This window comes from Sphingomonas sp. FW306-1B-B10E (assembly GCF_058782005.1).
Window position 1 is genome coordinate 25,510 of sequence record NZ_JBYSXG010000035.1, and the last position, 26,695, is coordinate 52,204.

Below are 26,695 nucleotides of genomic sequence, written 5' to 3' on the forward strand. Positions count from 1 at the left end.
AACGCGAAGCCATGCCGTTTCGCTCCTTTACCCAGCCAGGGTAACTTTCCCCTTGCGAAGATTTACCCGCCAAGGGTAAGGCATCCGCATCATGACGACGCTCGCCGGTTCCAAGATCCGTCGCTTCCGCGAGGAACGCGCCCTGTCCCGCGCCGCTTTCGGCGCCTGGTTCGACACGCCGGGATCGACCGTCCAGGGCTGGGAAGAGGACGGCAAGCGTGCGTCCGCCGCAGTGCTTAATCAGATCGCCGCCAATGGCATCGCGCATCACCAGGACTGGTACGTCCATGTCCGCAACCTGGAGCAGACCATGGGCTGGACCCCTGACAGCTGGACGCAGGCCGAGGCGCGCCAGCTCCCGACTTACCCCGATCCCGCCGCGCTGAACGCCGCGACCACGCAGATCGCGTCCTTCCCGCCCCTGGTCTTCGCCGGCGAGGCGCGCGACCTCACCACCGAGCTCGCCAAGGTCTCGCGCGGCGAGGCCTTCCTGCTCCAGGGCGGCGACTGCGCCGAGAGCTTCGCGGAGTTCCATCCCAACAACATCCGCGACACCTTCCGCGTCATCCTCCAGATGGCGGTGGTCCTCACTTTCGCGTCGAAGCTCCCCACGGTGAAGCTCGGCCGCATGGCCGGCCAGTTCGCCAAGCCGCGCAGCGCCGATACCGAGACGATCGATGGCGTCGAGTTGCCAAGCTACCGCGGCGACAACGTCAACGACATCGCCTTCACCCCGCAGTCGCGCATCCCCGACCCCCAGCGCATGGTCCAGGGCTACAGCCAGTCCGCCGCGACGCTCAATCTGCTGCGCGCCTTCGCCACCGGCGGCTATGCCAACCTCCATCAGGTCCATAAATGGACGCTCGACTTCATGGGCCGCAGCCCCTGGACGAAGAAGTTCGCCGAAATGGCCGACCGAATCGGGGAATCTCTCGATTTCATGGAGGCGTGCGGCATAAATCCCGACACCGTCCCGCAATTGAAGGGCACGCAATTCTACACCAGCCACGAAGCGCTGCTGCTTCCCTATGAGCAGGCACTCACGCGGCAGGACAGCCTCACCGGCGACTGGTACGACACCAGCGCGCATTTCCTGTGGATCGGCGACCGCACCCGCTTCGAGGGCAGCGCGCATGTCGAGTTCCTCCGCGGCATCGGCAATCCGATCGGGATGAAATGCGGCCCCAGCCTAGAGCCCGACGCGCTGCTGCGCCTGCTCGACACGCTCAACCCCGCGCGCGTCCCCGGCCGCATGACGTTGATCACCCGCTACGGCCACGACAAGATCGAGAAGGGCCTTCCCGCGCTGGTCCGCGCGGTCAAGCGCGAGGGGCATCCGGTGGTGTGGAGCTGCGACCCGATGCACGGCAACGTCGTCAAGGCCGCCAACGGCTATAAGACGCGGCCCTTCGAACGCATCCTGGCCGAAGTCCGCGGCTTCTTCGCGGTCCACCGCGCCGAGGGCACCTTTGCCGGCGGCATCCACGCCGAGATGACCGGCCAGAACGTCACCGAATGCACCGGCGGCGCGATCGACGTCACCGAGCAGTCGCTGGCCGACCGCTACCACACCCATTGCGACCCGCGGCTCAATGCCGGCCAGAGCCTCGAACTGGCGTTCCTGCTGGCCGAGATGCTCAACGCCGAAATGGCGGAGCGGCGCAAAGCGGCCTGAGCCGCTTCTGCCCGGACGCTACGCGCTCAGAAGCTCGCCCAGCCGTCCGCGCCCGCGCTACTCGCGACTGGCGCAGCCGCGAGCGGCCGCACCGGCGACACATAGGCTTCGGGCTTCGCACGCGCGGGGCTCCGGTTCGTCGCTGGGGAGCGTACCGCCGCGACATAGCCGCCATTGCCGATGTTGAACTTGCCGGCCTGATCGGCGAGCACCGAGACTTCCGAGCTGAGGTTGCGTGCAGCGGCCGACGTCTCTTCGACCATCGCGGCATTCTGCTGGGTCGATTGGTCCATCGTGCCGATCGCGATCGAGATTTCGGTGATCGCGGTCGATTGGGCCTGATTGTCGCTGGCCATCTGGCCGAGCAGGGCATGCACCTCGCCAACGCCGCCTGAAATATCAGCGAGCGCATGGTCGACCTTCTGCACCATCTCCACGGCTGCGACGATGTCGGTCTGCGTCGCGGTAAGCTGGTCGCGGGCACGGGCGGCTTCCTCTTCCGAGCGCATCGCCAGCGCCGAGACCAGATCGGCGACGACGGCGAAGCCCCGGCCCGCTTCCCCCGCGCGCCCGGCCTCGACCGCGGCGTTCATCGCGAGAACGCGGGTCTGGAACGCGATCTTGTCCAAGCCTTCGATCACGCTGTCGATGCCCTTGGCGCCATCCGCGACGCGGCTCATCGCCTGGACCGCTTCGTCGGCAATCCCGCGGCCCGCCGAGACCGTGCCGATCGCGCCGTCGGCGCGCTCGACCGTACGCGTCGCCGCGGTTGCGGTCGCTTTGAGGCGCTGGTCCATCTGGGTGACCGCGGCCGAGGTCTGCTCCAGGCTTGCGGCATTGGCTTCCGTGCGGCGCGCGAGGTCTTCCGACGCCTGGGCGATTTCGCTCGAGCCGGTGCGGATGCTCGTCGTGCTCTCGGCCACCGCGCCGATCAGGTCGCGCAGGCTGACGAGGGCGGCATTGAAATTGGTCTTCACCGCGGCATAGCTCGGCGAGAATTCGGTGCGGATATCGGTGGTGAGATCGCCGCGTGACAGGCGCTCCAGCCCGCTGCTGAGCGTTTCCACCACGATCTTCTGCTCGGCCTCGGCGGCCTGGCTGGCGGCATCCGCCGCAGCCTTCTCGATCGCGGCCTGGCGGAACACGATCAGCGCCTTGGCGATCTGGCCGACCTCGTCGGCGCGCTCGGCGCCGGCCACCTCGATGTTGTTGTCGCCCTTGGCGAGCGCGCCCATCACTTCGACGCTCTGGCCGAGCGGGCCGGTGATCGTCTTGCGGACCAGCGTAAGCGTGCCGATGGCGACGACGATCAGCGCCCCGAGCGACGCGGCGAGCATCCAGAAGGTCGTGCTGCTAGCGCTGGCGGCAGCGTCCTCAGCGCCCTGGTCGAGGTCCTTGTCCTGGCGATCGACGAGGTTGTTGAACGCGCCGTCGATCTTCGCATAGAGATCGCCGCCCTGATCCTGGGCCCGCGTCTCCGCCTGGCGCCGATCTCCGCTCGTGACGAGCTGCTCCACCGGTGCCATCAGCGCATCATATTGCGACACCCCGGCTTGAATGGCGTCGTAATCGGTCACGTCCGGGCCGCTCATGAACGGCTTGAGGTCGCCCAGCAGCTTGCCGAGTTCGGCGCGATCGCCGGCGATCTCGCTGCGGAGATGGCCGAGCTTGTCGGTGTCTGTCTCGATCAGGCGCTCCAGCCAGAGCTGGTGGAGGTGCGCGAGCTTCTCGTTCGCCGCCGATGCCAGCTTGAGGCTTTCCGCCTGGTCATTGATCAGGCCACCCGTCGTCGCGGAGAGCCGCGTGATCTGGAGCGACCCCGCGCCGGCGACGGCGAAGGTGAGCGCGCCGAGCAGAAGCACGGCGAGCAGGATCTTCGACGCGATCCGCATATTGGCGAGGTGTTTCATTGATGCTCCCGATCCACCTGCACGCAGATGTCCTAGCGCCGGAGACCGGCCCGAGATCATTATAGGATGGGATATAGGCCAAACCGAGCCCTCCGTAGGAATACGCAGCGGGCTGAACTTCAACAAAGCGACCTAAAATAGAGTTCTCATCTTTGAACGTTTCAAATTTGTCTTTCGGACTCTAGGTAAATGCGCAGTTTACTATATCGATCGCTCGGCGCTGCATCCGTAATCGCGGCCGTATCGACAAGTGCTGCACATGCGCAACAGGCGGAGGGCGCCCCTACTCCTCCTATCGAGATCAGTGCCAAATATGTGGTCGATACGATCCATGTCGCCAAGGGCGCCGACGGCAACCGAACATTTCTGGTGCACGACGCCGAATTGAACGCTGGCTTCGATCTCGATCGCCTGATCGGCGCGCGCGGCACGACCGCCGGAGTCCATTTCCTCGGAACGAGCGGCGGCCAGCCGAACAATGCCGCGGGAACGCTCCAGGGCACCGACAATATCGAAGTCGCCGCGCACCGCGTGAAGCTGTACGAAGCCTGGCTCGAACAGGCGTTCGCCGGCGGACGCGGCAGCCTGCGCCTCGGCCTCACCGACCTCAACGCCGATTTCTACCAGAATGACTCGGCGGGCCTGCTCGTTGCCCCCGCCTTCGGGATCGGCTCGGAGCTCGCGGCGACCGGCCCCAACGGGCCGTCGATCTTCCCGTCGACCGCGCTGACCGCCCGGCTCGCGCTGCAACTCGGCGAATCCGGCTATGCAAAGGTCGCGGTGGTCGACGCCAAGGCCGGCGTGATCGGCGATCCCGACGGCGTCGATTTCTCGATGCGCGACGGTGCGCTCCTCATCGCCGAGGCTGGCGTGGCGACGTCCGGCAAGCTCGCCCTCGGCGTCTGGCGCTATACCGAGAAGCAGGACGACGTCCACGCGATCGGCCCCGACGGCCTGCCGGTGAAGCGCGTCGCCCACGGCGCCTATCTGCTAGCCGACCACCGCATCGCCGGCGACGACGCCCATGCCGCCAACCTCTTCCTGCGCGTCGGCCTCTCCGAGGGCAAGACCACGCCGTTCCGCGGCGGCTTCCAGGCGGGCGTCCTGCTGCTCGCGCCGATCCCTGGCCGGTCCGAGGGGCAGCTGTCGTTCGGCATCCAGCAGGGCCTGTTGTCGCGCGGCTTCCGCCGAGTCCTCCAGGATGACGGCTATCGGACCGATCCGGCCGAATATGGCCTCGAGCTGACCTATTCCGACAAGCTGGGCCCCTGGGTCTCGCTGCAACCCGACCTGCAATATGTCCGGCGCGCTTATGGCGAAGGCAAGAGCCGAGGCACCGTCGTGTTCGGTCTGCGCTTGACCTTTACCCGGGGCTGAGACCCGAGAACAAATTCGCGGCGCTGCAACAAAGCGACACACCGCCGTAACACGATCCCGCCATTGGAGCGCTGCCGGCGCTAGGTCCCCTCCTTCTGCGCCGGCTCTCCCCGAACTACGGGGCGGCTTCGGCCGCCCCGCTTTTTTCATTCGGACCGGTGGCAGACCGCTTCGATATTCTGCCCGTCGGGATCGAGCACGAACGCGGCATAATAATCGGGGTGATAGTGCGCCCGGACGCCCGGCGCACCGTGATCGGTGCCGCCCGCGGCGAGCGCGGCGGCGTGGAACGCGTCGACCTCGGCGCGGCTCTCGACGGCGAAGGCGACATGGGTGCCGTGGCCGACGCGCTCATTATCTCCGATCCAGAAGAAGGGCTTGCCGTCCTTGCCATATCCGATCGCAGTGCCTTCGGCCTCGGTCTGTTCGGGGCCGACGCGCATCAGCTCGGCGATGCCGAGCGGCGCAAGTGCGGCAGCGTAGAAGGCGCTCGATTTGGCGAGGTCGCAGACGGCGAAGCCGACATGGTCGAGCATGAGGCGCACTCCTTTCCGGGCTTCAGGGAAACAAGTCGACGACCTCCATGCCTTCGCCCTCGGCATCGAGCAACAGGGTGCGGTGGCAATGTTCGGGATTGCGCTCGAAACAGAGCAACGCGCTCGGCTTCTCGGCGGCCAGGGCGCGCATCTTCGCCGCCTCCGCCTGCGCCTCGGGCAGGCCGAGCTGCGTCTCGTACACTGCGGTGAGCGTCGCGACATCGCCTTTCTTGGCGGCGTCGCGCCCGGGCTTGGGCGTGCCGAGATTCTTGAGCAGGACATAGTCGATCCCGGCGTCCTTCAGGCTCGCCGCGAGTATGTTCTTCGAGAAGCCCGGACGCCGCGACAGCGGGACGGCGCGGACGTCGATCACCCGCTCGACGCCGGCGTTGCGGAGCGCGGCGATGAACTCGTCCATCGTCGTCGCTTCATAGCCGATCGTGAAGATCTTCATCCGTCAAGCTCCGCACTACGCCCCAGGCGACCAACGCCTGTCCGGCGAAATAGGTCGGCCAGATCAGCAGCACCGGCAATGGCGACCCGGCCAGCGGCCCGAGCTGCCCGAAGAGGAGCAGGTCCGAAAGCACGAACAGTGCCGCGCCCAGGCCGACGCTTGCCCGCGGGAAGCGGCTTGTCGCAGCGCTGCCGAACATTGCGCCCAGCCCAGCGGCGTACAAGGCGATCCCCGGTGCGGCAGTCCGATCCGCGGGCAGCGCCCAGGCGGTCGCCGTCACCGCCAATGCGAGCAACGCCGCCTGCCACGCCGCGCCGGCGCGATTGCGCAGGTACAAGCATGTCGCGACAACATGGCCAGCAAGAAAGGCGATCGCGCCGATCGTCAGGCCGTGCGTCTCGAGCAAAATGTCGCCCAGCGCGCCCAGCGCCAGCGCCCCGGCGATCAGCCAACCGTCGACCGACCGCGCCTGCGTCGCCGCCCAGAGCGCGAGCAACCCGACGCCCGCCCCCTTCCACGCGACATGGAGCGCCGGCGCGACGGGGATCCATTGCGCCGCATAATAGCTCGCCCCCGCGATCAAGGCGGCGAGGAGGAGCAGACGATGCGCACCGAACTTCATCGCGCGAGCATAGCGCCGCCCTGCCCTTTGTCATGTGCTGCACATCGGGCTATTCGCCCGGCGTGACTCACGACATCCATATCATCGGCGGCGGTCTCGCTGGTTCCGAAGCCGCATGGCAGCTCGCTTCGGCGGGCTACAAGGTCAAGCTTTCCGAAATGCGCGGCTCGGGCGACATGACCCCCGCGCACCAGAGCGATCGCCTCGCCGAACTGGTCTGTTCGAACAGCTTCCGCAGCGACGATGCCGAGCGCAATGCCGTCGGGCTGCTCCACCGGGAGATGCGTGACCTCGGCTCGCTGATCCTGACGCAGGGCGACATCCACAAGGTCCCCGCCGGCTCGGCGCTCGCGGTCGACCGCGACGGCTTCGCCGACGGCGTGACGGCGGCGCTGGCAGCCCATCCCAACATCACCATCGTCCGCGAACGCATTGACCAGCTGCCGGCCGAGGGGCTGACGATTGTCGCCACCGGCCCGCTCACCGGGCCCGGCCTCGCAGAGAGCATCGGCAGCGCGACGGGTAAGGAGCAGCTCGCCTTCTTCGACGCGATCGCCCCGATCGTGCACTTCGAGAGTATCGACTTCACCACCGCCTGGTATCAGTCGCGCTGGAACAAGGGCGAGGGTAAGGACTATATCAACTGCCCGATGTCGAAGGACGAGTATCTCGCCTTCCACGCCGGGCTGATTGCGGGCGAAAAGACCGAATTCCGCGAATGGGAGGATGTCCCCTATTTCGAAGGCTGCATGCCGGTCGAGGTGATGGCCGAGCGCGGCGTCGACACCTTGCGCTACGGCCCGATGAAGGGCGTCGGCCTCGACGATCCGCGCACCGGGCGCTGGCCCTATGCCGTCGTCCAGCTCCGCCAGGACAATGCCTCGGGGACCCTGTGGAACATGGTCGGCTTCCAGACCAAGCTCAAATATGGCGCGCAGGTCGAGCTGTTCCGTACGATCCCCGGGCTGGAGAAGGCCGAGTTCGCGCGGCTGGGCGGGCTGCATCGCAATACCTTCATCCGCTCGCCCGAACTGCTCGACCCGACCCTGCGCCTCAAGTCGCGCCCCAATATCCGCTTCGCCGGGCAGATCACCGGTTGCGAGGGCTATGTCGAAAGCGCCGCGATCGGCCTGCTCGCCGGCCGCTTCGCCGCGGCGGAGCTTGCCGGCCGGACGCTGGCACCGCCGCCGCGCGAGACCGCGCTCGGCGCCTTGCTGGCGCACATCACCGGCGAGGCCGAGGTCGAAACCTACCAGCCGATGAACGTCAATTTCGGGCTGTTCCCGCCGATCGAGGGCCGCACGAAGAAGGCCGACCGCAAGCTGATGTACACCAGCCGCGCCCGCGCCGCGTTCAGCGCGTGGACGGCCGCCTAGTCGTCGGCCTCTTCCTTCGCAGGAGTGGCCGCCGCAGGACATGCGCAACGCGGCTTGGCGCCGGCGCGCGTCTTGGGTGCGGTGGCGAGGAATTCGGCGCGGGTCAGCGTGCCCGATTTGTCGGCATCGGCGCCGGCGAACTTGGCGGTAGTCTTGACCGCCCATTCGTCGAAGTCGAGCCGGCCGTCATGGTTGGCGTCGAGCTTGGCATAGGCCTTGCGCCGCGACAGCAGATATTCCTCGCGGCTGACCGCATCGTTGCGGTCCTTGTCGTAGCGGTCGAACCGCTTCTGCTCGCGGGTCTTGGCGCTCGCCTTGGGCACGTCCGCCGGCAACGGCGCGTCCGCCGTCGTCACCGCCGCGCGCGCCGCCGGCGCGGCGGGCAGCCTGAACTCCGGAGCGGCCGAACCGCGAAACAGGAACATGCCCGCGAGCATCAGCAGCACCGCCGCCCCCGCGCCTGCGAAGTAACGCCACATCGAAGGTCCCCCTCGATTGTCGATCGCGGCAGGCTACGCCTATGGCGCGCCGAGGCAAGCCCTTACTTGCCGGTCAGCCGATGCCAGAGCAGCCGGCCGACCCGGTGCGGTGCGCCGATCGGCGGCTGCGCGCCCTCGGGCAGGCGCAAGTCGAGGCGCGCCAGATGGGCAAGCGCCCCGAGCGCCCGGCCGTTACGACTCCAGCGTGCGCGTGTCGCCTGTGTGAGCAGCGGGGCGGCTAGGCTAGCGGCCAAGCCGGCCTCCGCCGAGCCGCGCAGGTTGCGCGATAAGTCGGCGAGCGCCCAGCCCTGCCCCGCCGCGGCTAGCGGGTCTCCGGGCCCGGCTTGGATCGCCGCCCCCGCGGCTACGAACACGTTGGCACGCCCCTCACCGAAACGCTGAAGCGCATCGCGATCGAGCACCTCCTCCTCGATCAGGACTTCCCAGCCATGGACGATCGAGACCAGCGCCGCCCCACGGACACCCCGCGACAGCACCTGCTCGGCCAGCGACCGCAATACCGGCTCGGCAGGCGCGGGGGCGTGGTCCAGCCGCTCGAGCGCTTCGCGCCACCAGGCCAGGCGCATCTGGCCGAGCACCGGCTCGCGCGTGGTACGCAGCAGCAACGCCAACGCGTCGTCCAGCGCCAGCAGCGCGGCAAGCGCCTCGCGCGCATCGGGCCGGGCGTAAGACAGCGCTAGCGAACGTTCGAGGTCGGCTCCGGCATCCTCAGCCACGATGGGGACTCCGTGACCGCCACGTTAACCAACCCATTTTAGGTCGCGTTAGGTGTGTGCATGCCATCACACCGCGTCGTTCGGGGACCGGGATCGCAAACATGGTGGGGAATCGTCTAGGCTGGACGCAGGCGCGGAAGCTTCTGAAACGGCTCCTTCGCGACACGCGCGGCAATACCCTCGCGATCATGGCGATTGCGCTGATCCCGCTGGCGGGCATGGTGGGCGGCGGCATCGACATCAGCCGCATGTACATCGTCAAGACGCGTCTGCAACATGGCTGCGACGCCGGAGCGCTCGCCGGCCGAAAGGCAATGGGCGGCGGCAGCTGGTCCCAAACCGCGAATGGCACCGCCGAATATCCCAAGGCCACCGCCGAGAAGTTCTTCGACGCGAATTTCGATCGCAACGCCTATGGAGGCACCAACCCGGTTCGCACCTTCACCGAAGCCGCCGGCAAGGTCACGGGCACGGCCACCGCCGTCGTGCCGATGACCCTGATGCGCATCTTCGGCCATGTCTCCGAGACGCTTTCGGTGAGCTGCGAGGCCGAGATGCGTCTGCCGAACACCGACGTGATGTTCGTGCTCGACAACACCGGATCGATGACCGCCAAGCCGGACAACACTGCGTGCGACGCAGCCTGCGTCAGCGCCGGCGGATCCAAGATACAGATGCTTCGCCTCGCGGTGAAATGCTTCTACGAAATCGTTGCCCGCCTCGACATTCCAGACGCCGATTGCGATGGGCCGGCGCCAAGCGGCGGCACCGGCAGTAATACGCAGATCCGCTTCGGATTCGTGCCCTATTCGATGAACGTCAATGTCGGACGGCTGCTTCCGAACGCGTATTTCCCCGACACCGCCAACTACCAGTCGCGGCGCTGGGCGACGTTTTCCTCGCCGCAGACAATCACCGGCACTGAATATTGGGATGTCTATTCCAATGGCGCGGCAATCAGCCAGTCGGACTGCGTCAAGTTCATGAACAATCAGTCGTTCGGCACCTTCGTCCCGACGAGGGCGCCTATCGGCACGGCCCCCTCCCCCGTCATCACGGCGATTTCGTTCAACAGCGATAACAATGCAAATTCCGGCTCCGAATGGGGTTGGAACGGTACCGGGATCGTCAACTCGGGCAACAACCGCAGCTGCCGCCGTAAGCGGACGGATACGACGACCTATTATCAGGGCTGGAAATATGAGAGCACACCGATCAATTTCAGTGGTCTGAAGGGCGGCGGTGAAGGCTGGAATAACAGCTTCAGCTGGCCAGATGGCGCCAATGGTTCCCCGCGCACGATCAACTGGGACGGTTGCATCGAGGAGCGCCAGACGGCGAAGGATGCGGCGACTTACTATCCCCGGCCAGCGGATGCGCTTGACCTTGACCTGAACATGGTCCCGAACGGCAACCCCGAGACTCAGTGGAAGCCGGCATTGGCCCCTTTGATCTACCTGCGCTCGGTGACCGGCAGCAGCGGCAGCCGCTTTCAGAACGCGACGCAGTCGGAGGTCGAATCGATCAGCACCTTCAATTCGCCGAACAACGCCTGCCCAACGGCCGCCAGAAAGTTGCAGTCCTGGCCCTCCGCCAGCGCCTTCGACGATTACGTCGACAGTCTCCAGCCGGTCGGCCAGACCTATCACGATATCGGCATGATCTGGGGTGCGCGGCTGATGTCGCCGAAGGGTATCTTCGCTTCACAAAATGCCTATACCCCGCAGGGTGGCGAGATCGAACGGCATCTGATCTTCTTCACTGACGGCTTCGCGCAAGCCAATCCCTGCGACTATTCTGCCTATGGCGTCGCCTGGTACGATCGGCGCACCACCGACAATGTCGGCACGGCCTCGAATTGCGGTACCGAGAGCTCCAACCTCGACGCGCAGATCAACAAGCGCCTCGACGCCTTGTGCACTGCGGTGAAGAAGATCGGTACCGATCCCGGCGATCCGGCGAGCTTCCGGATCACACTCTGGGTGATTTCCTTCGGCGCCGGTGTGAACCAGGCCACCAAGACCCGTCTCACCAACTGCGCCACCGCCAGCACCTATTTCTTCGACGCCGGCGATCCGCCGGCCTTGCAAAAGGCGTTTCGCGATATCGCAAACCAGATCTCCGGCTTGAGGTTGATCAACTGATGGGCGGCGCGGCCCTTCTCCGCAGGCTGCACGCGGATATTCGTGGCGCCACCGTGATCGAATTTGCGATCATCGCACCGGTCATGGGCCTGGTGCTGTTGGGCGCCTTCGATATCGGCCACTCGCTTTACACGCGCGCGGTCTTGCAGGGCGTGTTGCAGAAAGCAGCGCGTGACTCCGCGCTCGAGTCGGCGACGCAAGAGGCGCAGCTCACCTTGATCGACAACAAGGTGAAGAGGCAGGTCTACGCACTTGCCAACAACGCCACCATCGACATCAAACGCCGCTATTATCGGACGTTCCAGGATGTTGCCGCCGCCCGGGCCGAGGACTGGAACGACAGCAATGGCAATGGAAGATGCGATTCCGGCGAGTCCTTCACCGACACCAACGGCAATGATGTCTGGGACGCGGACGGCGGCAATGGCGGACAGGGCGGCGCCCGCGATTCTACCCTCTATACCGTGACCGTGACCTACCCACGTTTCTTTCCGATCTATCGCATGATCGGCGGATCGGACGTGACGAAGATTTCCGCGGCCACGGTTCTGCGCAATCAGCCTTATGCCGATCAAGGCTCTTATGGTGGGCCAAAGCCAGGAAATTGCCCATGAACCTGCGAACCTTTGCCCATAGGCTGCGTCGCGATCAAAGCGGTCTCGCATTGCTCGAGTTCGCATTCTCACTGCCGATCTTCCTGGCGATGTCGCTGACCGGCGCCGAGCTGACCAACTACATCATCACGCGCATGCGGGTCAGCCAGATCGCGCTTCAAGTGGCCGACAACGCCGCTCGCATCGGCAGTGGGACGCAGCTGGAGGCAAAAAAGATCACCGAGGCAGACATCAACGATCTGCTGGTCGGTTCCGGGCTGCAGAGCGGCGAACTCGACTTGTTGAACCGCGGCCGCGTGATCCTATCGTCACTCGAACCCGACAGCACGAATACCGGCAAGTACACGATCCGCTGGCAGCGCTGTGGCGGAGCCAAGATCAGCCATGCTTCGAGCTGGGGCGTGGCGGGCGCGAAGAATCTGGCCGGCATAGGTCCGACACCCCAGATCATCGCGCCCCCGGACGGCGGGACGATGTTCGTCGAAGTCTATTACGAATATCAGCCGCTGGTGAAAACCTCGCTCTCGCCGTCGACGACGCTGACCGAGACTGCGTCGATGATGGTTCGGGACCGTCGCGACATGAGCGACGACACCAAGCTCGCCAACGGCAACACGAACCCTAACCCGCAGCATCCCAATGGGATCTACAAAGTGGCCGGCGTAACGCCTTCGACCTGCTGACCGGGGGGCGGCCCTTTCGAACGGAGGGGCCGCCCCGCCAACATCAGCGGTAGGTCACTTTCTTCACCGCCGCGACGACGCGCGCCGCATCGACGAGCGCGAGCTTCTCGAGGTTCGCGGCATAAGGCAGCGGCACGTCTTCGTTGGTCACGCGCAGCACCGGCGCGTCGAGGTCGTCGAAGCCCTGCTCCATCACCATCGCGGCGATCTCCGACGCGATCGAGCAGGTCGGCCAACCCTCTTCGACCACGACGAGGCGATTGGTCTTCTTGAGGCTCTCGAGCACCGTCGCGGTGTCGAGCGGACGCAAGGTGCGCAGGTCGATGACCTCGGCCTCGACGCCCTCGCCCGCCAGCGTCTCGGCGGCCTCGAGCGCGACGCCGACGCCGATCGAATAGGACACGATCGTGACGTCCTTGCCCTCGCGAACGATCCGCGCCTTACCGATCGGCAGGACGTAGTCATCGAGCTTGGGGACCTCGAAGTGGCGGCCGTAGAGCAGCTCGTTCTCGAGGAACACGACCGGATCCTCGCTGCGGATCGCTGCCTTGAGCAGCCCCTTGGCGTCCGCCGCGTCATAGGGCGCGATCACGATAAGGCCGGGGACGCTGGCATACCAGGGGCCGTAATTCTGGCTGTGCTGCGCGCCGACGCGGCTCGCCGCGCCGTTGGGACCGCGGAACACGATCGGGCAACGCATCTGGCCGCCCGACATGTAGTTGGTCTTCGCGGCCGAATTGATGATGTGGTCGATCGCCTGCATGGCGAAGTTGAAGGTCATGAACTCGATGATCGGCTTGAGCCCGCCCATTGCCGCGCCGGTGCCGACGCCGGCAAAGCCATATTCGGTGATCGGCGTGTCGATGACCCGCTTCGGGCCAAACTCGTCGAGCAGCCCCTGGGTGACCTTGTAGGCGCCCTGATATTCGGCGACTTCCTCGCCCATCACGAAGATGCGCTGGTCGGCCCGCATTTCCTCGGCCATCGCGTCGCGCAGCGCCTCGCGGACGGTCGTCTTGACCATCTCGGTGCCCTCGGGGATCGCAGGATCGCTGACCATCGCGGCCTTGTCGCTGGCGAGCTGCGACGTACCGCTGTCGGCCTTTTTCGGCGCGGGCGCCTCGGACTCTTCGGCCTTCTGCTGGGTTGCGGGGGCTTCGGCCTTGGGCGCCCCGGCCGGCGCCGGAGCGGCGGCTGCGGAGGCATCCTCGCCCTCGGCCGCGATCAGCGCGATCACCGTGCCGACCTTCACGTTGTCGGTGCCCTCGGTGACGAGGATCTGCGCGATCGTGCCTTCGTCGACGGCTTCGAATTCCATCGTCGCCTTGTCGGTCTCGATCTCGGCGAGGATGTCGCCCGATTTCACCACGTCGCCCTGCTTGACCAGCCACTTTGCGAGCGTGCCCTCTTCCATGGTCGGCGAGAGCGCCGGCATCTTGAGTTCGATCGCCATCTCAATAAGTCTCCACCAGGACGTCGGTGTACAATTCCGCGGGGTCGGGTTCGGGGGTCTGCTCGGCGAAGTCGGCGGCCTCGGCGACCACCTTGCGGATCTCGGCCTCGAGCGGCTTGAGATCCTCTTCCTTCACGCCCATCGTCGCGAGCTCGCGCTTGACCGCCTCGATGGGATCGGACTTGTCGCGCACCGACTGGACTTCCTCGCGGCTGCGATATTTGGCCGGATCGGACATCGAGTGGCCGCGATAGCGGTACGTCTTCATCTCGAGGATGATCGGACCCTTGCCCGCGCGGACCCACGCCAACGCCTCCTCGGCGGCACCGCGGCAGGCGAGCACGTCCATGCCGTCGACCTGGATGCCGGGGATGCGGAAGCTCTCGCCGCGCTTGTAGAGCTGGTCTTCCGACGAGCTGCGGTTGACCGAGGTGCCCATGGCGTACTGGTTGTTCTCGATCACGTAGATGATCGGGAGCTTCCACAGCTCGGCCATGTTGAACGATTCGTAGACCTGGCCCTGGTTCGACGCGCCGTCGCCGAAATAGGCCATGGCGACGCCGCCGTCCTCGTTATATTTGTGCGCGAAGGCGAGCCCGGTGCCGAGCGAGACCTGCGCGCCGACGATGCCATGGCCGCCATAGAATTTATGCTCGGTGGAGAACATGTGCATCGAGCCGCCCTTGCCGCGGCTGATGCCCGCGCCGCGCCCGGTGAGCTCGGCCATGATCACCTTGGGGTCGATGCCGTAAGCGAGCATGTGGCCGTGATCGCGATAGCCGGTGATCACCGAGTCCGTGTCGCCGTTGAGCGCCGACTGCAGGCCGACCGCGACGGCTTCCTGGCCGATATAGAGGTGGCAGAAGCCGCCGATGAAGCCGAGCCCGTACAGCTGTCCGGCCTTCTCTTCGAAACGGCGGATGAGCAGCATCTGCTTGTAGAATTCGAGCAGCTGCTCCTTCGAGGCTTTGTACCGCTCTGGTTCGTTGGGACGTTCGCGGTTCGGTACCGCAGGTTCGGTGGACGCGATGCGTGCCGGTGCTTTGGCCACAGGAAATCCTCATGCCCGGGGGAGGTCAGTGCGGCGCCTATAAGCGCGTTCTTGGCCGGGACGCAACGTCAACGCGCGGAGAAGCACGGCGTTCGATCGAGAACGTCCTCCCTCCTGCCCCGACGCAACGTGCTGCCAAGTAAGATTTCGGTCCCGACGCAACGGATGGAATGCTGCGCCGTTACCTCGGCCTGATCCGCGGGAGCCGCATCGATGACCAAAGCCCCTCCCCCGCCCGCGCCGTGCTTGGCGGTTCCATGACCGAGAAGCCGCGCGCCGTTGCCACGCTCGCCGCCCGCATCGGGTTCGCGGCGCGGGGACTGGTCTATCTGCTCGTCGGCTGGTTCGCGCTCGACGCCGCGCGGCTGGGCAGTGCGCCTGCCGACAATCAGCAGGCAATGGGGTCGCTGCTCGACAAGCCGCTCGGCCACATTCTCGTTGCGGCGATCGCTGTCGGCCTTGCCGGTTACGCGATCTGGCGCTTCAGCGAGGCCATACTCGATCCCGATCGCCGCGGCACCGAACCCAAGGCGCTGGTCGAGCGCATCGGCTTTGGCTGGAGCGCACTCGTCCACTGCTTTCTCGCGGTCTATGCCGGCAAGCTCGCGCTGCAACTCACCCGCCCCGAGACCAACCCGAGCGAGGCGCGCACCCGCAGCTGGTCGGGCTGGCTACTCGATCAGCCCGGCGGCGAATGGCTGCTCGGCGCGATCGGATTGCTGCTGATCGCGGGCGCCGGCGCGCAGGCATGGAAGGCGTATCGCGGCAGATTCGCCCGCGAGCTGGCCGGCGACGTGCCCTTGCCGCGCTATGTGTGCCTCACCGGACAAATCGGCTATGCCGCCCGCGCGATCGTCTTCCTGCTGGTCGGCTGGTTCCTGCTCCACGCCGCGATCGAGGCGAGCCCCGACGAAGCCGGCGGGATCGGCCAGGCGTTGCGCACGCTGCGCGAACAGCCGCAGGGGCCGCTGTTGCTCGCGATCGTGGCGCTCGGGCTGATGCTGTTCGGTGCCTATAGCTTGGTCGAAGCCCGCTTCCGGCGGATTCGCGTCGGCAAGTGACTCAGTTGTTGAGCGGGACGATCACTTCGTCGGGGCGCGCGACGTTGAGCTGCTTGCGCACCAGTTCGTCGACCATGTCGGGATCGGCGCCCCGCTTCGGATCGAGCAGGTCGACGCGATTCTTGAGCTCGGCGCGCTTCTTGGCGAGCGCGGCATATTCGACATTCTTCTGCGCGAGCTCGGCCTTGGTCGCGCGCGCGGCGACGATGCCGGTCGGTCCGAGCACCGCATTATAGCCGAAAAAGCCGATGGCGATCAGCACCGCGGCAGGGAGCCCCGCGCGGCGCAAAAGGGTGTTGATCGGAGAGGTGCGCGCCATGTGGTTGATTCTGGCTTAACCATGAGGAGAGATCAAGGTTCGGTTTTCCCTTACCCCGTCACCCCGGCCTCGGGCCGGGGGTGACGAGGTTTGGTCAGGCCTTGAGGACCGAACGCCCGGCATAACGCGCAGCGTCGCCCAGCTCTTCCTCGATGCGAATCAGCTGGTTGTACTTGGCGAGCCGGTCCGAGCGCGCGAGGCTGCCCGTCTTGATCTGTCCGCAATTGGTCGCAACCGCGAGGTCGGCGATCGTCGCGTCCTCGGTCTCGCCCGAGCGGTGCGACATCACCGCGGTATAGGAAGAGCGCTGCGCCAGGCTCACCGCGGCGAGCGTCTCGGTCAGCGTCCCGATCTGGTTGACCTTGACCAGCAGCGAATTGGCGGTGCCGCTCTCGATCCCGCGCTGCAGGCGCTTGGGGTTGGTCACGAAGAGATCGTCGCCGACCAGCTGGACCTTGCCGCCGATCGCGTCGGTCAGCGCCTTCCAGCCCTCCCAATCGTCCTCGGCCATGCCGTCCTCGATCGAGAAGATCGGGTATTTGGCCGCGAGGCCGGCGAGGAATTCGACATTCTCCTGGCTAGAGAAGGTCTTGCCCTCGCCCACCATCTTGTAGGCGCCGTCCTTGTAATATTCGGTCGCTGCGCAATCGAGCGCGAGCATCACGTCATCGCCGGGCTTGTAGCCCGCCGCCTCGATGCTCGACATGATGAAGTCGAGCGCGTCGGTGGTCGAGCTGAGATTGGGCGCGAAGCCGCCCTCGTCGCCGACGCCGGTCGCGAGACCCTTCTCGGACAGCTTCTTCTTGAGCGTGTGAAAGATCTCCGAGCCGCAGCGCACCGCCTCGACGATGTTCTCGGCACCGACGGGGACGATCATGAATTCCTGGAAGTCGATCGGATTGTCGGCATGCTCGCCGCCATTGATGATGTTCATCATCGGCACCGGCAGGACATGCGCGTTGACCCCGCCAACATAGCGATAGAGTGGCAGCCCGCGCGCATCCGCCGCCGCCTTGGCTGCGGCGAGACTGACCCCTAGGATCGCGTTGGCGCCCAGCCGGCCCTTATTCTCGGTGCCGTCCAGCTCGATCATCGCGCGATCGAGATCGGGCTGGTCCTCGGCGTCGAGCCCGAGCACTTCCTCGGCGATCTCGCTGTTGACAGCCTGCACCGCCGCTTCGACGCCCTTGCCCAGCCAGCGCGACTTGTCGCCGTCGCGCTTCTCGACCGCCTCGTGCGCCCCGGTCGACGCTCCCGAAGGTACCGCGGCGCGGCCGAAGCTGCCGTCCTCGAGCAGCACGTCGACCTCGACCGTCGGGTTGCCGCGGCTATCGAGGATCTGGCGGGCATGGATGTCGATGATTGCGGTCACGTAACGGTCTCCCTATCAGGGTATGTCGGATTGCCCGAAGGCGCGCGCGAGCCTCTAACCGCTCCCACGCCCCCGGGCAACGCAGAGGATGGAACCGGCGCGCACGGCCATGGTTCTCTGCACGAGTAACGGAAAGGGCCCATCGCATGGCTGACGAGACGAACAATTCCACTGGCGGCGCTTCCACGGGTAGCGAGCAGGTGAGCTTCGAAGCGGATCCCAAACTGGAGGCGACTGCAAGCAACGACGGTCCCGCGGCGATCAATTTCGACGCGGCGGACGACCTCGGCGAGCCGAAGCGCAGCTCGACGCAGCATCTCAAGGATGAAGCTGCCAAATTTGGCACTCAGGCTGCGGATCGCGCTCGCGAGTTCGCCGGCCAAGGCAAGGATCGCGCGACGAGCGCGCTCGACGAAGTTGCCAAGATGTTCGAGGGTGCAGCACTCGACGTCGACGCCCGGCTCGGCGAGGAATATGGCAAATATGCGCGGTCGGCTGCTCAGGGGGTCACCAGCCTCGCCGATGGCCTGCGCGGCAAGGAAATCGACGACTTGATCGCGGACGCCAGTGAATTGGTGCGAAAGAGCCCGGTCATCGCGGTCGGCGCTGCCGCCGCGGTGGGCTTCGTGCTGGCGCGGTTGATCAAGTCCGGCGTCGATGCCGCCTCCGATCTCGGCGAGCGCGTGCCCGTCGACACGACCGACGCCTGACAGGACGCCGGGGGGTGGCCGAGCCGGAGAGCGAAGAAAGCATCGGCGTCCTGATCGGGCGTCTGGTCGAAGACGGCAAGGCCTATGCCCGCGCCGAAATCGGCTATTACCGCAAGCTCGCGGCGAGCAAGCTCGGCGAGGCGAAGCTCGGACTGATCTTCGGCGTCGTGGCGCTGGTGATCGCGCTATGCGCGGTCACTGCGCTGCTGGTCGGCCTCATCCTCGCGCTGACGCCGCTGGTGGGGCCTTGGTGGGCAACGTTGATCGTGATCCTCGGCGCGCTGGCCGTGTCGGGTCTGCTCGGGTGGCTGGCGGCCAAACATGTCCAGCGCTTGTTTGGGAGCAAGCCATGAGCACCGATCCCGAGTTGCTCGCGGCCGAGGCGCAGATCGAGATCGCGCGCGCCCGGATGTTCGCCACGCTCGGCGAGGTGCAGGAGCGATTGAAGCCCGCGAACCTCGCGCAGAATGCCGTCGAAACCGCGGCGCAGGGCGTCGCCTCCACTGCCCGCAAGGGCGCCGAAGCGGTCCGCAGCCGCCCGCTCGCCGCGGCGGCCGTCGCGGGTGCGGTCGGCCTCGTCTTCGCGCGAGGGTGGATCGGCAAGCTGCTTCACCGCTCCCGATGAAACCGCCTCCCCCGTCGATGGTTTGAACCGCAAGTCACCCGCGAAGAACGCGAAGAAAGGAAACTCCCTATGAGCACCGAGAGCAGCACTGCGAAGCCCGGCGCCGCCACCCGTAATGCCGGCGCACCGAAAAGCGCGCGCCAGAGCGTAGACGGCATCGGCAACAATCCCGCCGCATTGCTCGCCGGCGGCGCCGCGCTGGGCGTGCTGGCGGGCGTTCTGCTGCCGCGTGCGGCGAAGGAGCGCGAGCTGCTCGCGCCGGTCGGCCGCCAGCTGGCCGAGCGCGCCACTGCCGCTGTCCAGGCCGCCAAGGATGCCGGACGGCAGGAGATCGACTCGCTGATCCCGGACCGCGATGCCACCAAGGAGCGCGTGGGCGCGCTGTTCGGCAACATCATCGAGGCCGCCAAGACCTCGGGTCAAAAAGCCTAAGGGTCACTTCGGGGTTGAGCGGTTGCGGCTTTGCCCGTTAAGGGCGGCGCCAAATCGCTCTCCCCAGGAGTTTCCATGAGCAAGCTGCACCTCGTCTTCGGCGGTCGCGTGACCGATCCGCAGACGCTCGACTTCGTCGACCCCTCCAAGCTCGACGTCGTCGGGATCTTCCCCGATTATGCCAGTGCCGAAAAGGCATGGCGCGCCGCCGCGCAGCGCACCGTCGACGACGCCGAAATGCGCTATGTCGTCGTCCATCTCCATCGGATGCTCGAACCCAAGCTGCCCGGCTCAGCCGACTGAGGCACGCCGCACGCGCCGCCTGCGCCAGCGCAGCAGCGGCCGTGCGAGCACGAGCCCGGCGAGGAAACCGCCGATATGCGCCGCAGCCGCGACCGCCACGCCTTCCAGCCGGAAGGCATAAGCGGTCAGCAGGCTGATCGCGATCCACGCCGCCGCGAGCCACAACGCGTGGACCTGCCATGCTTTTAGCGGCGGAATCACGATTGCGCGCGGCCGTCCGAACAACAGCGAATAAGCGCCGAACAGCGCCGACGCCGCGCCGCTCGCGCCGACCATCGGGGTGACCGCCATCGGGTCGGGAAGCCACTGCGCGAAGGCCGCCGCATAGGCGCCGATGAGATAAAGGCCCGCAACCCGCCACGCCCCGATCGCACGCTCGCACTGCAAGCCGGTGAAGACGAGGATCAGCAAGTTGCTGACGAGGTGCAGCATGCCGGCATGGACGAACGCTGAGCTCAGCGGGGTGAGCAGCATCGGGACGGCGGCATAATCGGTGGCAGTGCCGCTTGCGCGGGCGGGAATGAAACCGGCGCGCATCGGCGCATCGACCCAGTCCGGCGCGAGCATTGCCGCGACGCTGAGGACGATCGTGACACACGCGATCGTCGCGGTAGCGGTCAGCGGGGGCGTGCGCATTCGACGCTCACGCGCCGCGATAGCGCCACGCCAGCAGCGGCTTCGCCAGCGCGATACCCGCGATCAGCCCGAACACCGGCGCGACCACCGCGGTCGACGGATCGAAGCTGCCCGCGGCAAGCGCGAACACCAGCTGAAACCCGATCCAGATCAAGGCGAGGATCGCGATCTGGCCGACCCGCCCGAAGCGCCGCGAGATCGGCAAGGTCGCCGGCACACCGTAGAGCATGAAATAGCTGCCCACCACGCCGAACAGCGCCGATTCGAGCCCTGCGCTCGGGATCGGCGATTGCGGCGTGAACAGCAGCCGCCCGATCGCGCCGGAATAGCAGGCCAGGACGAACGTGATCCCCAGCCCCACCGGGCCGATCGCGCGCTCGACGAAGCGCCCCGCGATCAGCAGGAAGACGAGGTTGAAGATCGCCGACAGCGGATCGGTCGGGATGAACGCGGAGGCGAGCGGCGAGAGCGCGGCACCCAGCACATGGCTCTGCCACGCGCCGGTCGAGAATTCGAGCGGCAGGAAGCCGAAGGTGATCGCGGCGTTCCGAAACCCGACGAGCACCCCGACGAACAGCAGCACGAACGCCGACAGCGCGATCAGCGCGTCGGTGAAGCGGCCGCGGGGGAGATGCACTCCGCTCAGATGAATTCGATCTTGGAGACGAGGTAATAGCGGTCGCCCGCGGGCACCGAGACCTCCACCTCTTCATCGACCTTGCGCCCGATCAGCGCGCGGCCGATCGGCGAATTGTACGAGATGCGGCCCTTGCTGGCGTCCGCCTCGGTCTCGCCGACGATCTGATATTTGATCGGCTTGTCGTCCTCGTCGAGCAGGGTCACCGTCGCGCCGAACACGACCTTGTCGCCCGACAGGTCTTTGGGATCGATGATCTGGGCACGGCTGAGCTTGCCTTCGATATCCGCGATCGTCGCTTCGTTCTGGCCCTGCTGCTCCTTGGCGGCATGATATTCGGCGTTTTCCGAAAGGTCGCCGTGCGCGCGGGCTTCCTCGATCGCATCCACGATCAGCGGGCGTTCCGTTTTGAGGCGCTTCAGCTCGGCAGTGAGCTTCTCATAGCCCTCTTTGAGCATCGGCATCTTATCGACCGTCGCCATTCCATTCCGCCCTTCAAACGCCTCGATCCCCAAGCGTCCCACATGGGGTACGCCCGCACATTAACATCGATTGGGGGAGTTCAATTGTGCGATTGCGAATAATAAGGCTGCGAAGGGCAAACTTCAAGCGTCCGCCCGATTGATGCCGTAATTCGTCGAGCCCATCGGGCGCCGCCTTCGCTCCCCTTCCGCCTGCGGGAGGGGCGGGGGAGGGCCTGACGTGCGTGGGTCGGATAGAACCGCCTCGTCGCACCCTCCCCTAGCCGCTCCCGCAAGCGGGAGGAGAACCTGTCACCGGCTCCCGTAAAACGCCTGCAGCGGCTGGACGCCAAGGCTGTGCTTGCCGAGCGCCTCGATCGCGCGGGCGGTGGCAACGCTCGCCGGTGCAGTGGTGAAATATGGGATCTTCTGTGCCATCGCGGTCGCCCGGATGCTCGACGAATCCTTGAGCGACTGCCAGCCTTCGGTGGTGTTGAAGATCAGGGCGACGTCGCCGTCGGCGATCCGGTCGACGATGTGCGGCCGCCCCTGCGCGACCTTATTGACCCGCTCGACCGCGATGCCCTCGGCCTCGAGATAGTCCGCGGTCCCGCCGGTCGCGATGATCTTGAAGCCCAGCCGCGCGAGGATCTGCACCCCCGGCAGAACCACCGGCTTGTCGCTGTCCTTGACGCTGACGAACAAGGTCCCCGACGACGGCAGCACTGTGCCGGCGCCGAGCTGCGACTTGGCGAAAGCGGTGGCGAAATCACTGTCGATCCCCATCACTTCGCCAGTCGACTTCATCTCTGGCGAGAGCACTGGATCGACACCTGGGAAGCGCGCCCAGGGAAACACCGCTTCCTTGACCGCGATATGGTCGATGTTTCGATCGATCTTCGGCAAGTCGCGAAGCTTCTCCCCCGCCATCACCCGGCTGGCGATCTTGGCGACCGGCGTCCCGATCGCCTTGGCGACGAATGGGACCGTGCGGCTGGCGCGCGGGTTGACCTCGATGAGGTAGACCTGGCCATCCTTGACTGCGAACTGGATGTTCATCAGCCCCTTGACCTTGAGCGCCCGGGCAAGCGCCTCGGTCTGCTTCTCGATCTCGGCGACGATCTCGGCCGAGAGGCTGTAGGGCGGGATCGAGCAGGCGCTGTCGCCCGAATGGACGCCGGCTTCCTCGATATGCTGGAGCACGCCAGCGACCACCACGTCCTCGCCATCCGAGATCGCGTCGACATCGACTTCGATCGCGTCGCGCAGATACTGGTCGATCAGCACCGGGCTGTCGCCCGAGACCTGGACCGCGGTCTGGATATAATCGTCGAGCTGCTGGAGGGTGTCGACGATCTCCATCGCGCGCCCGCCGAGCACGTAGCTCGGGCGCATCAGCACCGGAAAGCCGATCCGCTCGGCCGCCGCCACCGCCTCGTCGCGGCTGCGCGCCAGGCCGTTGGCGGGCTGCTTGAGCCCGAGCTTGGCGACGAGATCGGCGAAGCGCTCGCGGTCCTCGGCCAAGTCGATCGCGTCGGGGCTGGTGCCCAGGATCGGGATGCCGGCATCCTCGAGCGCCTTGGCGAGGTTGAGCGGGGTCTGCCCGCCGAACTGGACGATCACCCCGACCAGCGTGCCGTTCGACTTCTCGACTTCGAGGATCTCGAGCACGTCTTCCGCGGTCAGCGGCTCGAAATAGAGCCGGTCCGAAGTGTCATAGTCGGTGCTCACCGTCTCCGGGTTGCAATTGACCATGATCGTCTCATAGCCGGCGTCGGCCAGCGCGAAGCAGGCGTGGCAGCAGCAATAGTCGAATTCGATTCCCTGCCCGATCCGGTTCGGACCGCCGCCTAGGATGACGATCTTCTTGCGGTCGGTCGGATTGGACTCGTTCTCCGGCTCGCCGAAGCTCGGCGCCTCGTAGGTCGAGTACATGTAGGGCGTCTTCGCCTCGAACTCGGCCGCACAGGTGTCAATCCGCTTGAAGACGGGGCGCACGCCGAGCTTGTGGCGCAGCTTGCGCACGTCGCCCTCGGTCACCCCGCCCGACATCGCCTTGGCGACCTCGCCGATCAGTCCGTGGCTGCGCGCCATACGCTCGGAGCCCGCACGCATGTTGACCGACTTGAGCGCGAGGAAGGCGAGGCGCTTGTCGCTGAACCCCATTGCCTTCAGCTTACGCATCCCCGCGGCGTCCTGCGGCAGGCCGCCGCGACACACCTGCTCCTCGGCCTCGACGATCTCGGCGATCCGCTCAAGGAACCAGGGATCGTAGGCAGTCAGCGCCTGGACTTCGGCAACGGTGAAGCCCTCGCGCAGCGCCTGCGCGGCGATCAGCAGCCGGTCCGGCGAGCGGATCGCGAGCGCCGCCTCGATCTCGTCGCGCGGCGCGCCGGCGAGGCGATCGACATTGTTGAACCCGCTCAAGCCCGTTTCGAGCCCCCGCAAGGCCTTCTGCATCGATTCATGGATGTTGCGGCCGATCGCCATGACTTCGCCGACCGACTTCATCGCAGTGCCGAGGGTCGCCTCGGCCCCCTTGAACTTCTCGAAGGCGAAACGCGGGATCTTGGTGACGACGTAGTCGATCGTCGGCTCGAACGACGCCGGGGTCGCCCCGGTGATGTCGTTGGTGATCTCGTCGAGCGTGTAGCCGACCGCCAGCTTGGCCGCGACCTTGGCGATCGGGAAGCCGGTTGCCTTCGATGCCAGCGCCGAGCTGCGCGACACGCGCGGGTTCATCTCGATGACGATCAGCCGGCCGTCCTTCGGATTCACTGCGAACTGCACGTTCGAGCCGCCGGTTTCGACGCCGATTTCGCGAAGCACCGCGATCGATGCGTTGCGCATGATCTGGTATTCCTTGTCGGTCAGCGTCAGCGCCGGCGCGACGGTGATCGAGTCGCCGGTATGCGTGCCCATGGCATCGACATTCTCGATGCTGCAGATGATGATGGCGTTGTCCGCACGGTCGCGGACCACTTCCATCTCATATTCCTTCCAGCCGAGCAGCGATTCCTCGATCAGCACTTCGGTGGTCGGCGACAGGTCGAGCCCGGAGCGGACGATCGCGATGAATTCCTCGCGATTATAGGCGATGCCGCCGCCCGATCCGCCCATGGTGAAGCTCGGGCGGATGATCGCCGGCAGCCCGACATGCTCGAGCCCGGCCAGCGCTTCGGCTTCGGTGTGCGCGATCGCCGAGCGGGCGCTTTCGAGCCCGATCTTGGTCATCGCGTCCTTGAACTTCAGCCGGTCCTCGGCCTTGTCGATCGCCTCGGCATCGGCGCCGATCATGATGCAGCCGAACTTCTCCAGCGTGCCGTCATTGGCCAGCGCCAGCGCGGTGTTGAGCGCGGTCTGCCCGCCCATCGTCGGGAGCACCGCATCGGGGCGCTCCTTCTCGATGATCTTGGCGACGATCGCCGGGGTGATCGGCTCGACATAGGTCGCGTCGGCGAGCTCGGGATCGGTCATGATCGTCGCCGGGTTCGAATTGACCAGGACGATGCGATAGCCCTCTTCCTTGAGGGCTTTAATGGCCTGCGTGCCCGAATAATCGAACTCGCACGCCTGGCCGATAACGATCGGCCCCGCGCCGATGACGAGGATGGAGGAGATGTCGGTGCGTTTGGGCATTAGCTCGCCTGAAGAAGTTGTGAAACGACGGCGCCGAGCAAAGCATTTGCCAACGCAACGATCGCTGGATTGGTATAACGTTTGATAAGTTCTCCTAGAGCGCGAACGAGAACCTCATACAGCAAATAAGCTTTGTACTCGCCGGCGCGGATCAATTCTCTGCCAGCCTTGATCTGTCCCAATAGACGCTCTCTCAGGCCGGGCTGGTCAGGATCACCATTGTCTTGCTCCAATGCCTCAACAATCTCAGAAAGGGATGCGTTTGCCTCCCCAATTTGATTGTGATCTAGTCGTACAACTCGGTCTGCTGCAGGCACCTCGATTTGCGCAATGGTGGCAGCGCCCTCCTTGGCGGCACCTGGTAAGTCATTTTCCAGCGAGCTGCGCCACCCCTCTTCAAGACTTAGGCTCGCCAGTGCGCGTGATAATGCCTCGTCACCCAGCCGAGAAATGCGTTTCGCAACTTCACTATCCTTCAATACTCTTTTCGCATATTCATCTTTGGAGTTGATACCGATAGAAGAAAACTCGCCTGTATATCGGTCTCCCTCTCTGGCGATGACACCTGCCTCGCCCATCCCTTTCAGATGTAGATCGACCATCTCGTGGTATCGGCCACCGATGTCATACCCGCGATTCTCAAAAGCAATATCTAGGGCGTCGATAAATTGCTGTCGCAACTCTGAAGCTAACATCCACCGGTCAGCCGCTTGCCGGTCAAAGTCACCAGACATGATATGGTTCAAAAAGAGAAATTCTGCGTACTTATCGACGCTCATTTCATCATCCCCACGAACCGCTCGAACAAATACAGACTGTCCTGCGGCCCCGGGCTGGCCTCGGGGTGATATTGCACCGCGAAGGCCGGCCGATCGGTCAGTTCGAAGCCTGCGTTCGACCCGTCGAACAGCGACACATGCGTCTCGCGCGCATTCGCCGGCAGCGTCTCGCCGAGCACGGCGAAGCCGTGGTTCATAGACGTGATTTCGACCGCGCCGTCGGCGAGCCGCTTGACCGGGTGGTTGGCACCGCGATGGCCCTGGAACATTTTCGAGGTCTGCGCGCCCACCGCCAACGCCATTAGCTGGTGGCCGAGGCAAATGCCGAACACCGGCTTGCCGCTGTCAAGCATCTGCCGGATCACCGGGACGGCATATTCGGCGGTCGCGGCGGGGTCGCCGGGGCCGTTCGACAGGAAGAAGCCGTCTGGAGCGAAGGACATCGCCTGCTCGAAGGTGGCCGTGGCGGGGAGCACGGTGACGCGCGCGCCGGCACGGGCAAGGTTGCGGAAGATGTTGTGCTTCGAGCCGTAATCGATCGCGACGATGTGGGGTTTGGCGTCGGCCTCGCCGTCTGCGCTCCCCTCCCGCAAGCGGGAGGGGTCGGGGG

At 65.7% G+C, this 26,695-nt stretch carries 28 protein-coding genes; 12 read left to right on the forward strand and 16 right to left on the reverse strand.

The window, feature by feature from the left end; translation table 11 throughout:
• The first annotated feature begins 310 nt into the window (after window positions 1-310).
• The gene (locus tag AC3WJI_RS14075) at window positions 311-1,675 is read left to right on the forward strand and encodes a class II 3-deoxy-7-phosphoheptulonate synthase (RefSeq protein WP_492757931.1); all 1,365 of its coding nucleotides are present in this window, start codon (window positions 311-313) and stop codon (window positions 1,673-1,675) included.
• Window positions 1,676-1,701: 26 nt separating this feature from the next.
• Here the strand turns inward: AC3WJI_RS14075 and AC3WJI_RS14080 are convergent, their stop codons facing one another.
• A complete protein-coding gene (locus tag AC3WJI_RS14080; protein WP_492757903.1) occupies window positions 1,702-3,585 on the reverse strand; it encodes a methyl-accepting chemotaxis protein in 1,884 nt (627 codons plus the stop codon).
• A 315-nt stretch (window positions 3,586-3,900) separates the two neighbouring features.
• On the opposite strand from AC3WJI_RS14080, the gene AC3WJI_RS14085 reads away from it, so the two are divergent.
• Window positions 3,901-4,962: a carbohydrate porin gene (locus AC3WJI_RS14085; RefSeq protein WP_492757904.1), complete on the forward strand. Its 1,062-nt coding sequence runs from the start codon at window positions 3,901-3,903 to the stop codon at window positions 4,960-4,962.
• A gap of 146 nt (window positions 4,963-5,108) precedes the next feature.
• Here AC3WJI_RS14085 and AC3WJI_RS14090 read toward each other — a convergent pair whose 3' ends face one another.
• From AC3WJI_RS14090 to AC3WJI_RS14100, 3 genes are read right to left on the reverse strand one after another with little or no spacing between them, the layout of a single operon-like run.
• Window positions 5,109-5,498, reverse strand: coding sequence for a VOC family protein (locus AC3WJI_RS14090; protein WP_492757905.1), 390 nt, complete (start codon window positions 5,496-5,498; stop codon window positions 5,109-5,111).
• Window positions 5,499-5,520: 22 nt separating this feature from the next.
• Window positions 5,521-5,952 (reverse strand): DUF488 domain-containing protein, encoded by a 432-nt coding sequence (locus tag AC3WJI_RS14095; RefSeq protein ID WP_492757906.1) that lies wholly within the window; start codon window positions 5,950-5,952, stop codon window positions 5,521-5,523.
• Window positions 5,927-6,574, reverse strand: coding sequence for a lysoplasmalogenase family protein (locus AC3WJI_RS14100; RefSeq protein WP_492757907.1), 648 nt, complete (start codon window positions 6,572-6,574; stop codon window positions 5,927-5,929). Before AC3WJI_RS14100 ends, AC3WJI_RS14095 begins: the two co-directional genes overlap by 26 nt.
• A gap of 62 nt (window positions 6,575-6,636) precedes the next feature.
• Between AC3WJI_RS14100 and trmFO the strand changes: the two genes are divergently transcribed.
• Window positions 6,637-7,950 carry a methylenetetrahydrofolate--tRNA-(uracil(54)-C(5))-methyltransferase (FADH(2)-oxidizing) TrmFO gene (trmFO, locus tag AC3WJI_RS14105; protein ID WP_492757908.1) on the forward strand — a complete coding sequence of 438 codons (1,314 nt, stop codon included), beginning with the start codon at window positions 6,637-6,639 and terminating at the stop codon, window positions 7,948-7,950.
• Here the strand turns inward: trmFO and AC3WJI_RS14110 are convergent.
• Window positions 7,947-8,429, reverse strand: a complete 483-nt coding sequence (locus AC3WJI_RS14110) for an EF-hand domain-containing protein (protein WP_492757909.1) — start codon at window positions 8,427-8,429, stop codon at window positions 7,947-7,949. The two genes, trmFO and AC3WJI_RS14110, sit on opposite strands and share 4 nt — an antisense overlap.
• Window positions 8,430-8,491: 62 nt before the next feature.
• Entirely contained in the window at window positions 8,492-9,166 is a 675-nt protein-coding gene (locus AC3WJI_RS14115; RefSeq protein WP_492757910.1) for a squalene/phytoene synthase family protein, read from the reverse strand.
• A 101-nt stretch (window positions 9,167-9,267) separates the two neighbouring features.
• On the opposite strand from AC3WJI_RS14115, the gene AC3WJI_RS14120 reads away from it, so the two are divergent.
• The 3 genes from AC3WJI_RS14120 to AC3WJI_RS14130 all read left to right on the forward strand — a co-directional run bounded on the left by AC3WJI_RS14120 (window position 9,268) and on the right by AC3WJI_RS14130 (window position 12,607).
• Window positions 9,268-11,310, forward strand: coding sequence for a TadE/TadG family type IV pilus assembly protein (locus AC3WJI_RS14120; protein ID WP_492757911.1), 2,043 nt, complete (start codon window positions 9,268-9,270; stop codon window positions 11,308-11,310).
• Complete coding sequence (locus AC3WJI_RS14125; RefSeq protein ID WP_492757912.1) at window positions 11,310-11,924, forward strand: TadE/TadG family type IV pilus assembly protein; 615 nt, start codon at window positions 11,310-11,312, stop codon at window positions 11,922-11,924. The genes AC3WJI_RS14120 and AC3WJI_RS14125 overlap by 1 nt, the downstream gene beginning before the upstream one ends.
• 89 nt (window positions 11,925-12,013) lie before the next feature.
• Window positions 12,014-12,607 (forward strand): TadE/TadG family type IV pilus assembly protein, encoded by a 594-nt coding sequence (locus tag AC3WJI_RS14130; RefSeq protein WP_492757913.1) that lies wholly within the window; start codon window positions 12,014-12,016, stop codon window positions 12,605-12,607.
• A gap of 43 nt (window positions 12,608-12,650) precedes the next feature.
• Here AC3WJI_RS14130 and AC3WJI_RS14135 read toward each other — a convergent pair whose 3' ends face one another.
• Complete coding sequence (locus AC3WJI_RS14135) at window positions 12,651-14,060, reverse strand: pyruvate dehydrogenase complex E1 component subunit beta (RefSeq protein ID WP_492757914.1); 1,410 nt, start codon at window positions 14,058-14,060, stop codon at window positions 12,651-12,653.
• 1 nt (window position 14,061) lies between these two features.
• Window positions 14,062-15,111: a pyruvate dehydrogenase (acetyl-transferring) E1 component subunit alpha gene (gene pdhA, locus AC3WJI_RS14140; RefSeq protein ID WP_492757915.1), complete on the reverse strand. Its 1,050-nt coding sequence runs from the start codon at window positions 15,109-15,111 to the stop codon at window positions 14,062-14,064.
• Between the two features lie 257 nt (window positions 15,112-15,368).
• Between pdhA and AC3WJI_RS14145 the strand changes: the two genes are divergently transcribed.
• Window positions 15,369-16,172 (forward strand): DUF1206 domain-containing protein, encoded by an 804-nt coding sequence (locus tag AC3WJI_RS14145; protein WP_492757916.1) that lies wholly within the window; start codon window positions 15,369-15,371, stop codon window positions 16,170-16,172.
• Window position 16,173: 1 nt separating this feature from the next.
• Here the strand turns inward: AC3WJI_RS14145 and AC3WJI_RS14150 are convergent, their stop codons facing one another.
• Window positions 16,174-16,491 (reverse strand): FtsB family cell division protein, encoded by a 318-nt coding sequence (locus tag AC3WJI_RS14150; RefSeq protein ID WP_492757917.1) that lies wholly within the window; start codon window positions 16,489-16,491, stop codon window positions 16,174-16,176.
• A gap of 94 nt (window positions 16,492-16,585) precedes the next feature.
• Entirely contained in the window at window positions 16,586-17,863 is a 1,278-nt protein-coding gene (gene eno, locus AC3WJI_RS14155) for a phosphopyruvate hydratase (protein WP_492757918.1), read from the reverse strand.
• A gap of 146 nt (window positions 17,864-18,009) precedes the next feature.
• On the opposite strand from eno, the gene AC3WJI_RS14160 reads away from it, so the two are divergent.
• From AC3WJI_RS14160 to AC3WJI_RS14180, 5 genes are all read left to right on the forward strand, one after another.
• A complete protein-coding gene (locus AC3WJI_RS14160; RefSeq protein ID WP_492757919.1) occupies window positions 18,010-18,573 on the forward strand; it encodes a hypothetical protein in 564 nt (187 codons plus the stop codon).
• Window positions 18,574-18,587: 14 nt separating this feature from the next.
• Window positions 18,588-18,926: a phage holin family protein gene (locus AC3WJI_RS14165; RefSeq protein WP_492757920.1), complete on the forward strand. Its 339-nt coding sequence runs from the start codon at window positions 18,588-18,590 to the stop codon at window positions 18,924-18,926.
• Window positions 18,923-19,198 (forward strand): DUF3618 domain-containing protein, encoded by a 276-nt coding sequence (locus AC3WJI_RS14170; protein WP_492757921.1) that lies wholly within the window; start codon window positions 18,923-18,925, stop codon window positions 19,196-19,198. The genes AC3WJI_RS14165 and AC3WJI_RS14170 overlap by 4 nt, the downstream gene beginning before the upstream one ends.
• 69 nt (window positions 19,199-19,267) lie before the next feature.
• The gene (locus AC3WJI_RS14175; RefSeq protein ID WP_492757922.1) at window positions 19,268-19,630 is read left to right on the forward strand and encodes a hypothetical protein; all 363 of its coding nucleotides are present in this window, start codon (window positions 19,268-19,270) and stop codon (window positions 19,628-19,630) included.
• A 75-nt stretch (window positions 19,631-19,705) separates the two neighbouring features.
• Window positions 19,706-19,933 carry a DUF4170 domain-containing protein gene (locus AC3WJI_RS14180; protein ID WP_492757923.1) on the forward strand — a complete coding sequence of 76 codons (228 nt, stop codon included), beginning with the start codon at window positions 19,706-19,708 and terminating at the stop codon, window positions 19,931-19,933.
• On the opposite strand, the gene AC3WJI_RS14185 is transcribed toward AC3WJI_RS14180, so the two are convergent.
• From AC3WJI_RS14185 to AC3WJI_RS14210, 6 genes are all read right to left on the reverse strand, one after another.
• Window positions 19,922-20,569 carry a rhomboid family intramembrane serine protease gene (locus tag AC3WJI_RS14185; RefSeq protein WP_492757924.1) on the reverse strand — a complete coding sequence of 216 codons (648 nt, stop codon included), beginning with the start codon at window positions 20,567-20,569 and terminating at the stop codon, window positions 19,922-19,924. The genes AC3WJI_RS14180 and AC3WJI_RS14185 overlap by 12 nt on opposite strands.
• Window positions 20,570-20,576: 7 nt before the next feature.
• Entirely contained in the window at window positions 20,577-21,206 is a 630-nt protein-coding gene (locus AC3WJI_RS14190; protein WP_492757925.1) for a rhomboid family intramembrane serine protease, read from the reverse strand.
• Window positions 21,207-21,211: 5 nt separating this feature from the next.
• The gene (gene greA, locus AC3WJI_RS14195) at window positions 21,212-21,688 is read right to left on the reverse strand and encodes a transcription elongation factor GreA (protein WP_492757926.1); all 477 of its coding nucleotides are present in this window, start codon (window positions 21,686-21,688) and stop codon (window positions 21,212-21,214) included.
• A gap of 291 nt (window positions 21,689-21,979) precedes the next feature.
• Entirely contained in the window at window positions 21,980-25,306 is a 3,327-nt protein-coding gene (gene carB, locus AC3WJI_RS14200) for a carbamoyl-phosphate synthase large subunit (RefSeq protein ID WP_492757927.1), read from the reverse strand.
• On the reverse strand, window positions 25,306-26,085 hold the full coding sequence (locus tag AC3WJI_RS14205; RefSeq protein ID WP_492757928.1) for a hypothetical protein: 780 nt from the start codon (window positions 26,083-26,085) through the stop codon (window positions 25,306-25,308). The genes carB and AC3WJI_RS14205 overlap by 1 nt, the downstream gene beginning before the upstream one ends.
• Window positions 26,082-26,695, reverse strand: a 614-nt coding sequence (locus AC3WJI_RS14210) for a carbamoyl phosphate synthase small subunit (RefSeq protein WP_492757929.1), incomplete at its 5' end; no start/stop codon positions are given. The genes AC3WJI_RS14205 and AC3WJI_RS14210, both read right to left, overlap by 4 nt.

Bases quoted from the DNA above. Each gene is read 5' to 3' on its own strand.
- AC3WJI_RS14075 (WP_492757931.1), top strand. From the start codon at position 311: ATGGGCTGGACCCCTGACAGCTGGACGCAGGCCGAGGCGCGCCAGCTC.
- AC3WJI_RS14080 (WP_492757903.1), bottom strand. From the start codon at position 3,585: ATGAAACACCTCGCCAATATGCGGATCGCGTCGAAGATCCTGCTCGCC.
- AC3WJI_RS14090 (WP_492757905.1), bottom strand. From the start codon at position 5,498: ATGCTCGACCATGTCGGCTTCGCCGTCTGCGACCTCGCCAAATCGAGC.
- AC3WJI_RS14095 (WP_492757906.1), bottom strand. From the start codon at position 5,952: ATGAAGATCTTCACGATCGGCTATGAAGCGACGACGATGGACGAGTTC.
- AC3WJI_RS14100 (WP_492757907.1), bottom strand. From the start codon at position 6,574: ATGAAGTTCGGTGCGCATCGTCTGCTCCTCCTCGCCGCCTTGATCGCG.
- AC3WJI_RS14110 (WP_492757909.1), bottom strand. From the start codon at position 8,429: ATGTGGCGTTACTTCGCAGGCGCGGGGGCGGCGGTGCTGCTGATGCTC.
- AC3WJI_RS14120 (WP_492757911.1), top strand. From the start codon at position 9,268: ATGGTGGGGAATCGTCTAGGCTGGACGCAGGCGCGGAAGCTTCTGAAA.
- AC3WJI_RS14125 (WP_492757912.1), top strand. From the start codon at position 11,310: ATGGGCGGCGCGGCCCTTCTCCGCAGGCTGCACGCGGATATTCGTGGC.
- AC3WJI_RS14130 (WP_492757913.1), top strand. From the start codon at position 12,014: ATGTCGCTGACCGGCGCCGAGCTGACCAACTACATCATCACGCGCATG.
- AC3WJI_RS14135 (WP_492757914.1), bottom strand. From the start codon at position 14,060: ATGGCGATCGAACTCAAGATGCCGGCGCTCTCGCCGACCATGGAAGAG.
- AC3WJI_RS14145 (WP_492757916.1), top strand. From the start codon at position 15,369: ATGACCGAGAAGCCGCGCGCCGTTGCCACGCTCGCCGCCCGCATCGGG.
- AC3WJI_RS14150 (WP_492757917.1), bottom strand. From the start codon at position 16,491: ATGGCGCGCACCTCTCCGATCAACACCCTTTTGCGCCGCGCGGGGCTC.
- AC3WJI_RS14160 (WP_492757919.1), top strand. From the start codon at position 18,010: ATGGCTGACGAGACGAACAATTCCACTGGCGGCGCTTCCACGGGTAGC.
- AC3WJI_RS14170 (WP_492757921.1), top strand. From the start codon at position 18,923: ATGAGCACCGATCCCGAGTTGCTCGCGGCCGAGGCGCAGATCGAGATC.
- AC3WJI_RS14175 (WP_492757922.1), top strand. From the start codon at position 19,268: ATGAGCACCGAGAGCAGCACTGCGAAGCCCGGCGCCGCCACCCGTAAT.
- AC3WJI_RS14180 (WP_492757923.1), top strand. From the start codon at position 19,706: ATGAGCAAGCTGCACCTCGTCTTCGGCGGTCGCGTGACCGATCCGCAG.
- AC3WJI_RS14185 (WP_492757924.1), bottom strand. From the start codon at position 20,569: ATGCGCACGCCCCCGCTGACCGCTACCGCGACGATCGCGTGTGTCACG.
- greA (WP_492757926.1), bottom strand. From the start codon at position 21,688: ATGGCGACGGTCGATAAGATGCCGATGCTCAAAGAGGGCTATGAGAAG.
- carB (WP_492757927.1), bottom strand. From the start codon at position 25,306: ATGCCCAAACGCACCGACATCTCCTCCATCCTCGTCATCGGCGCGGGG.
- AC3WJI_RS14205 (WP_492757928.1), bottom strand. From the start codon at position 26,085: ATGAGCGTCGATAAGTACGCAGAATTTCTCTTTTTGAACCATATCATG.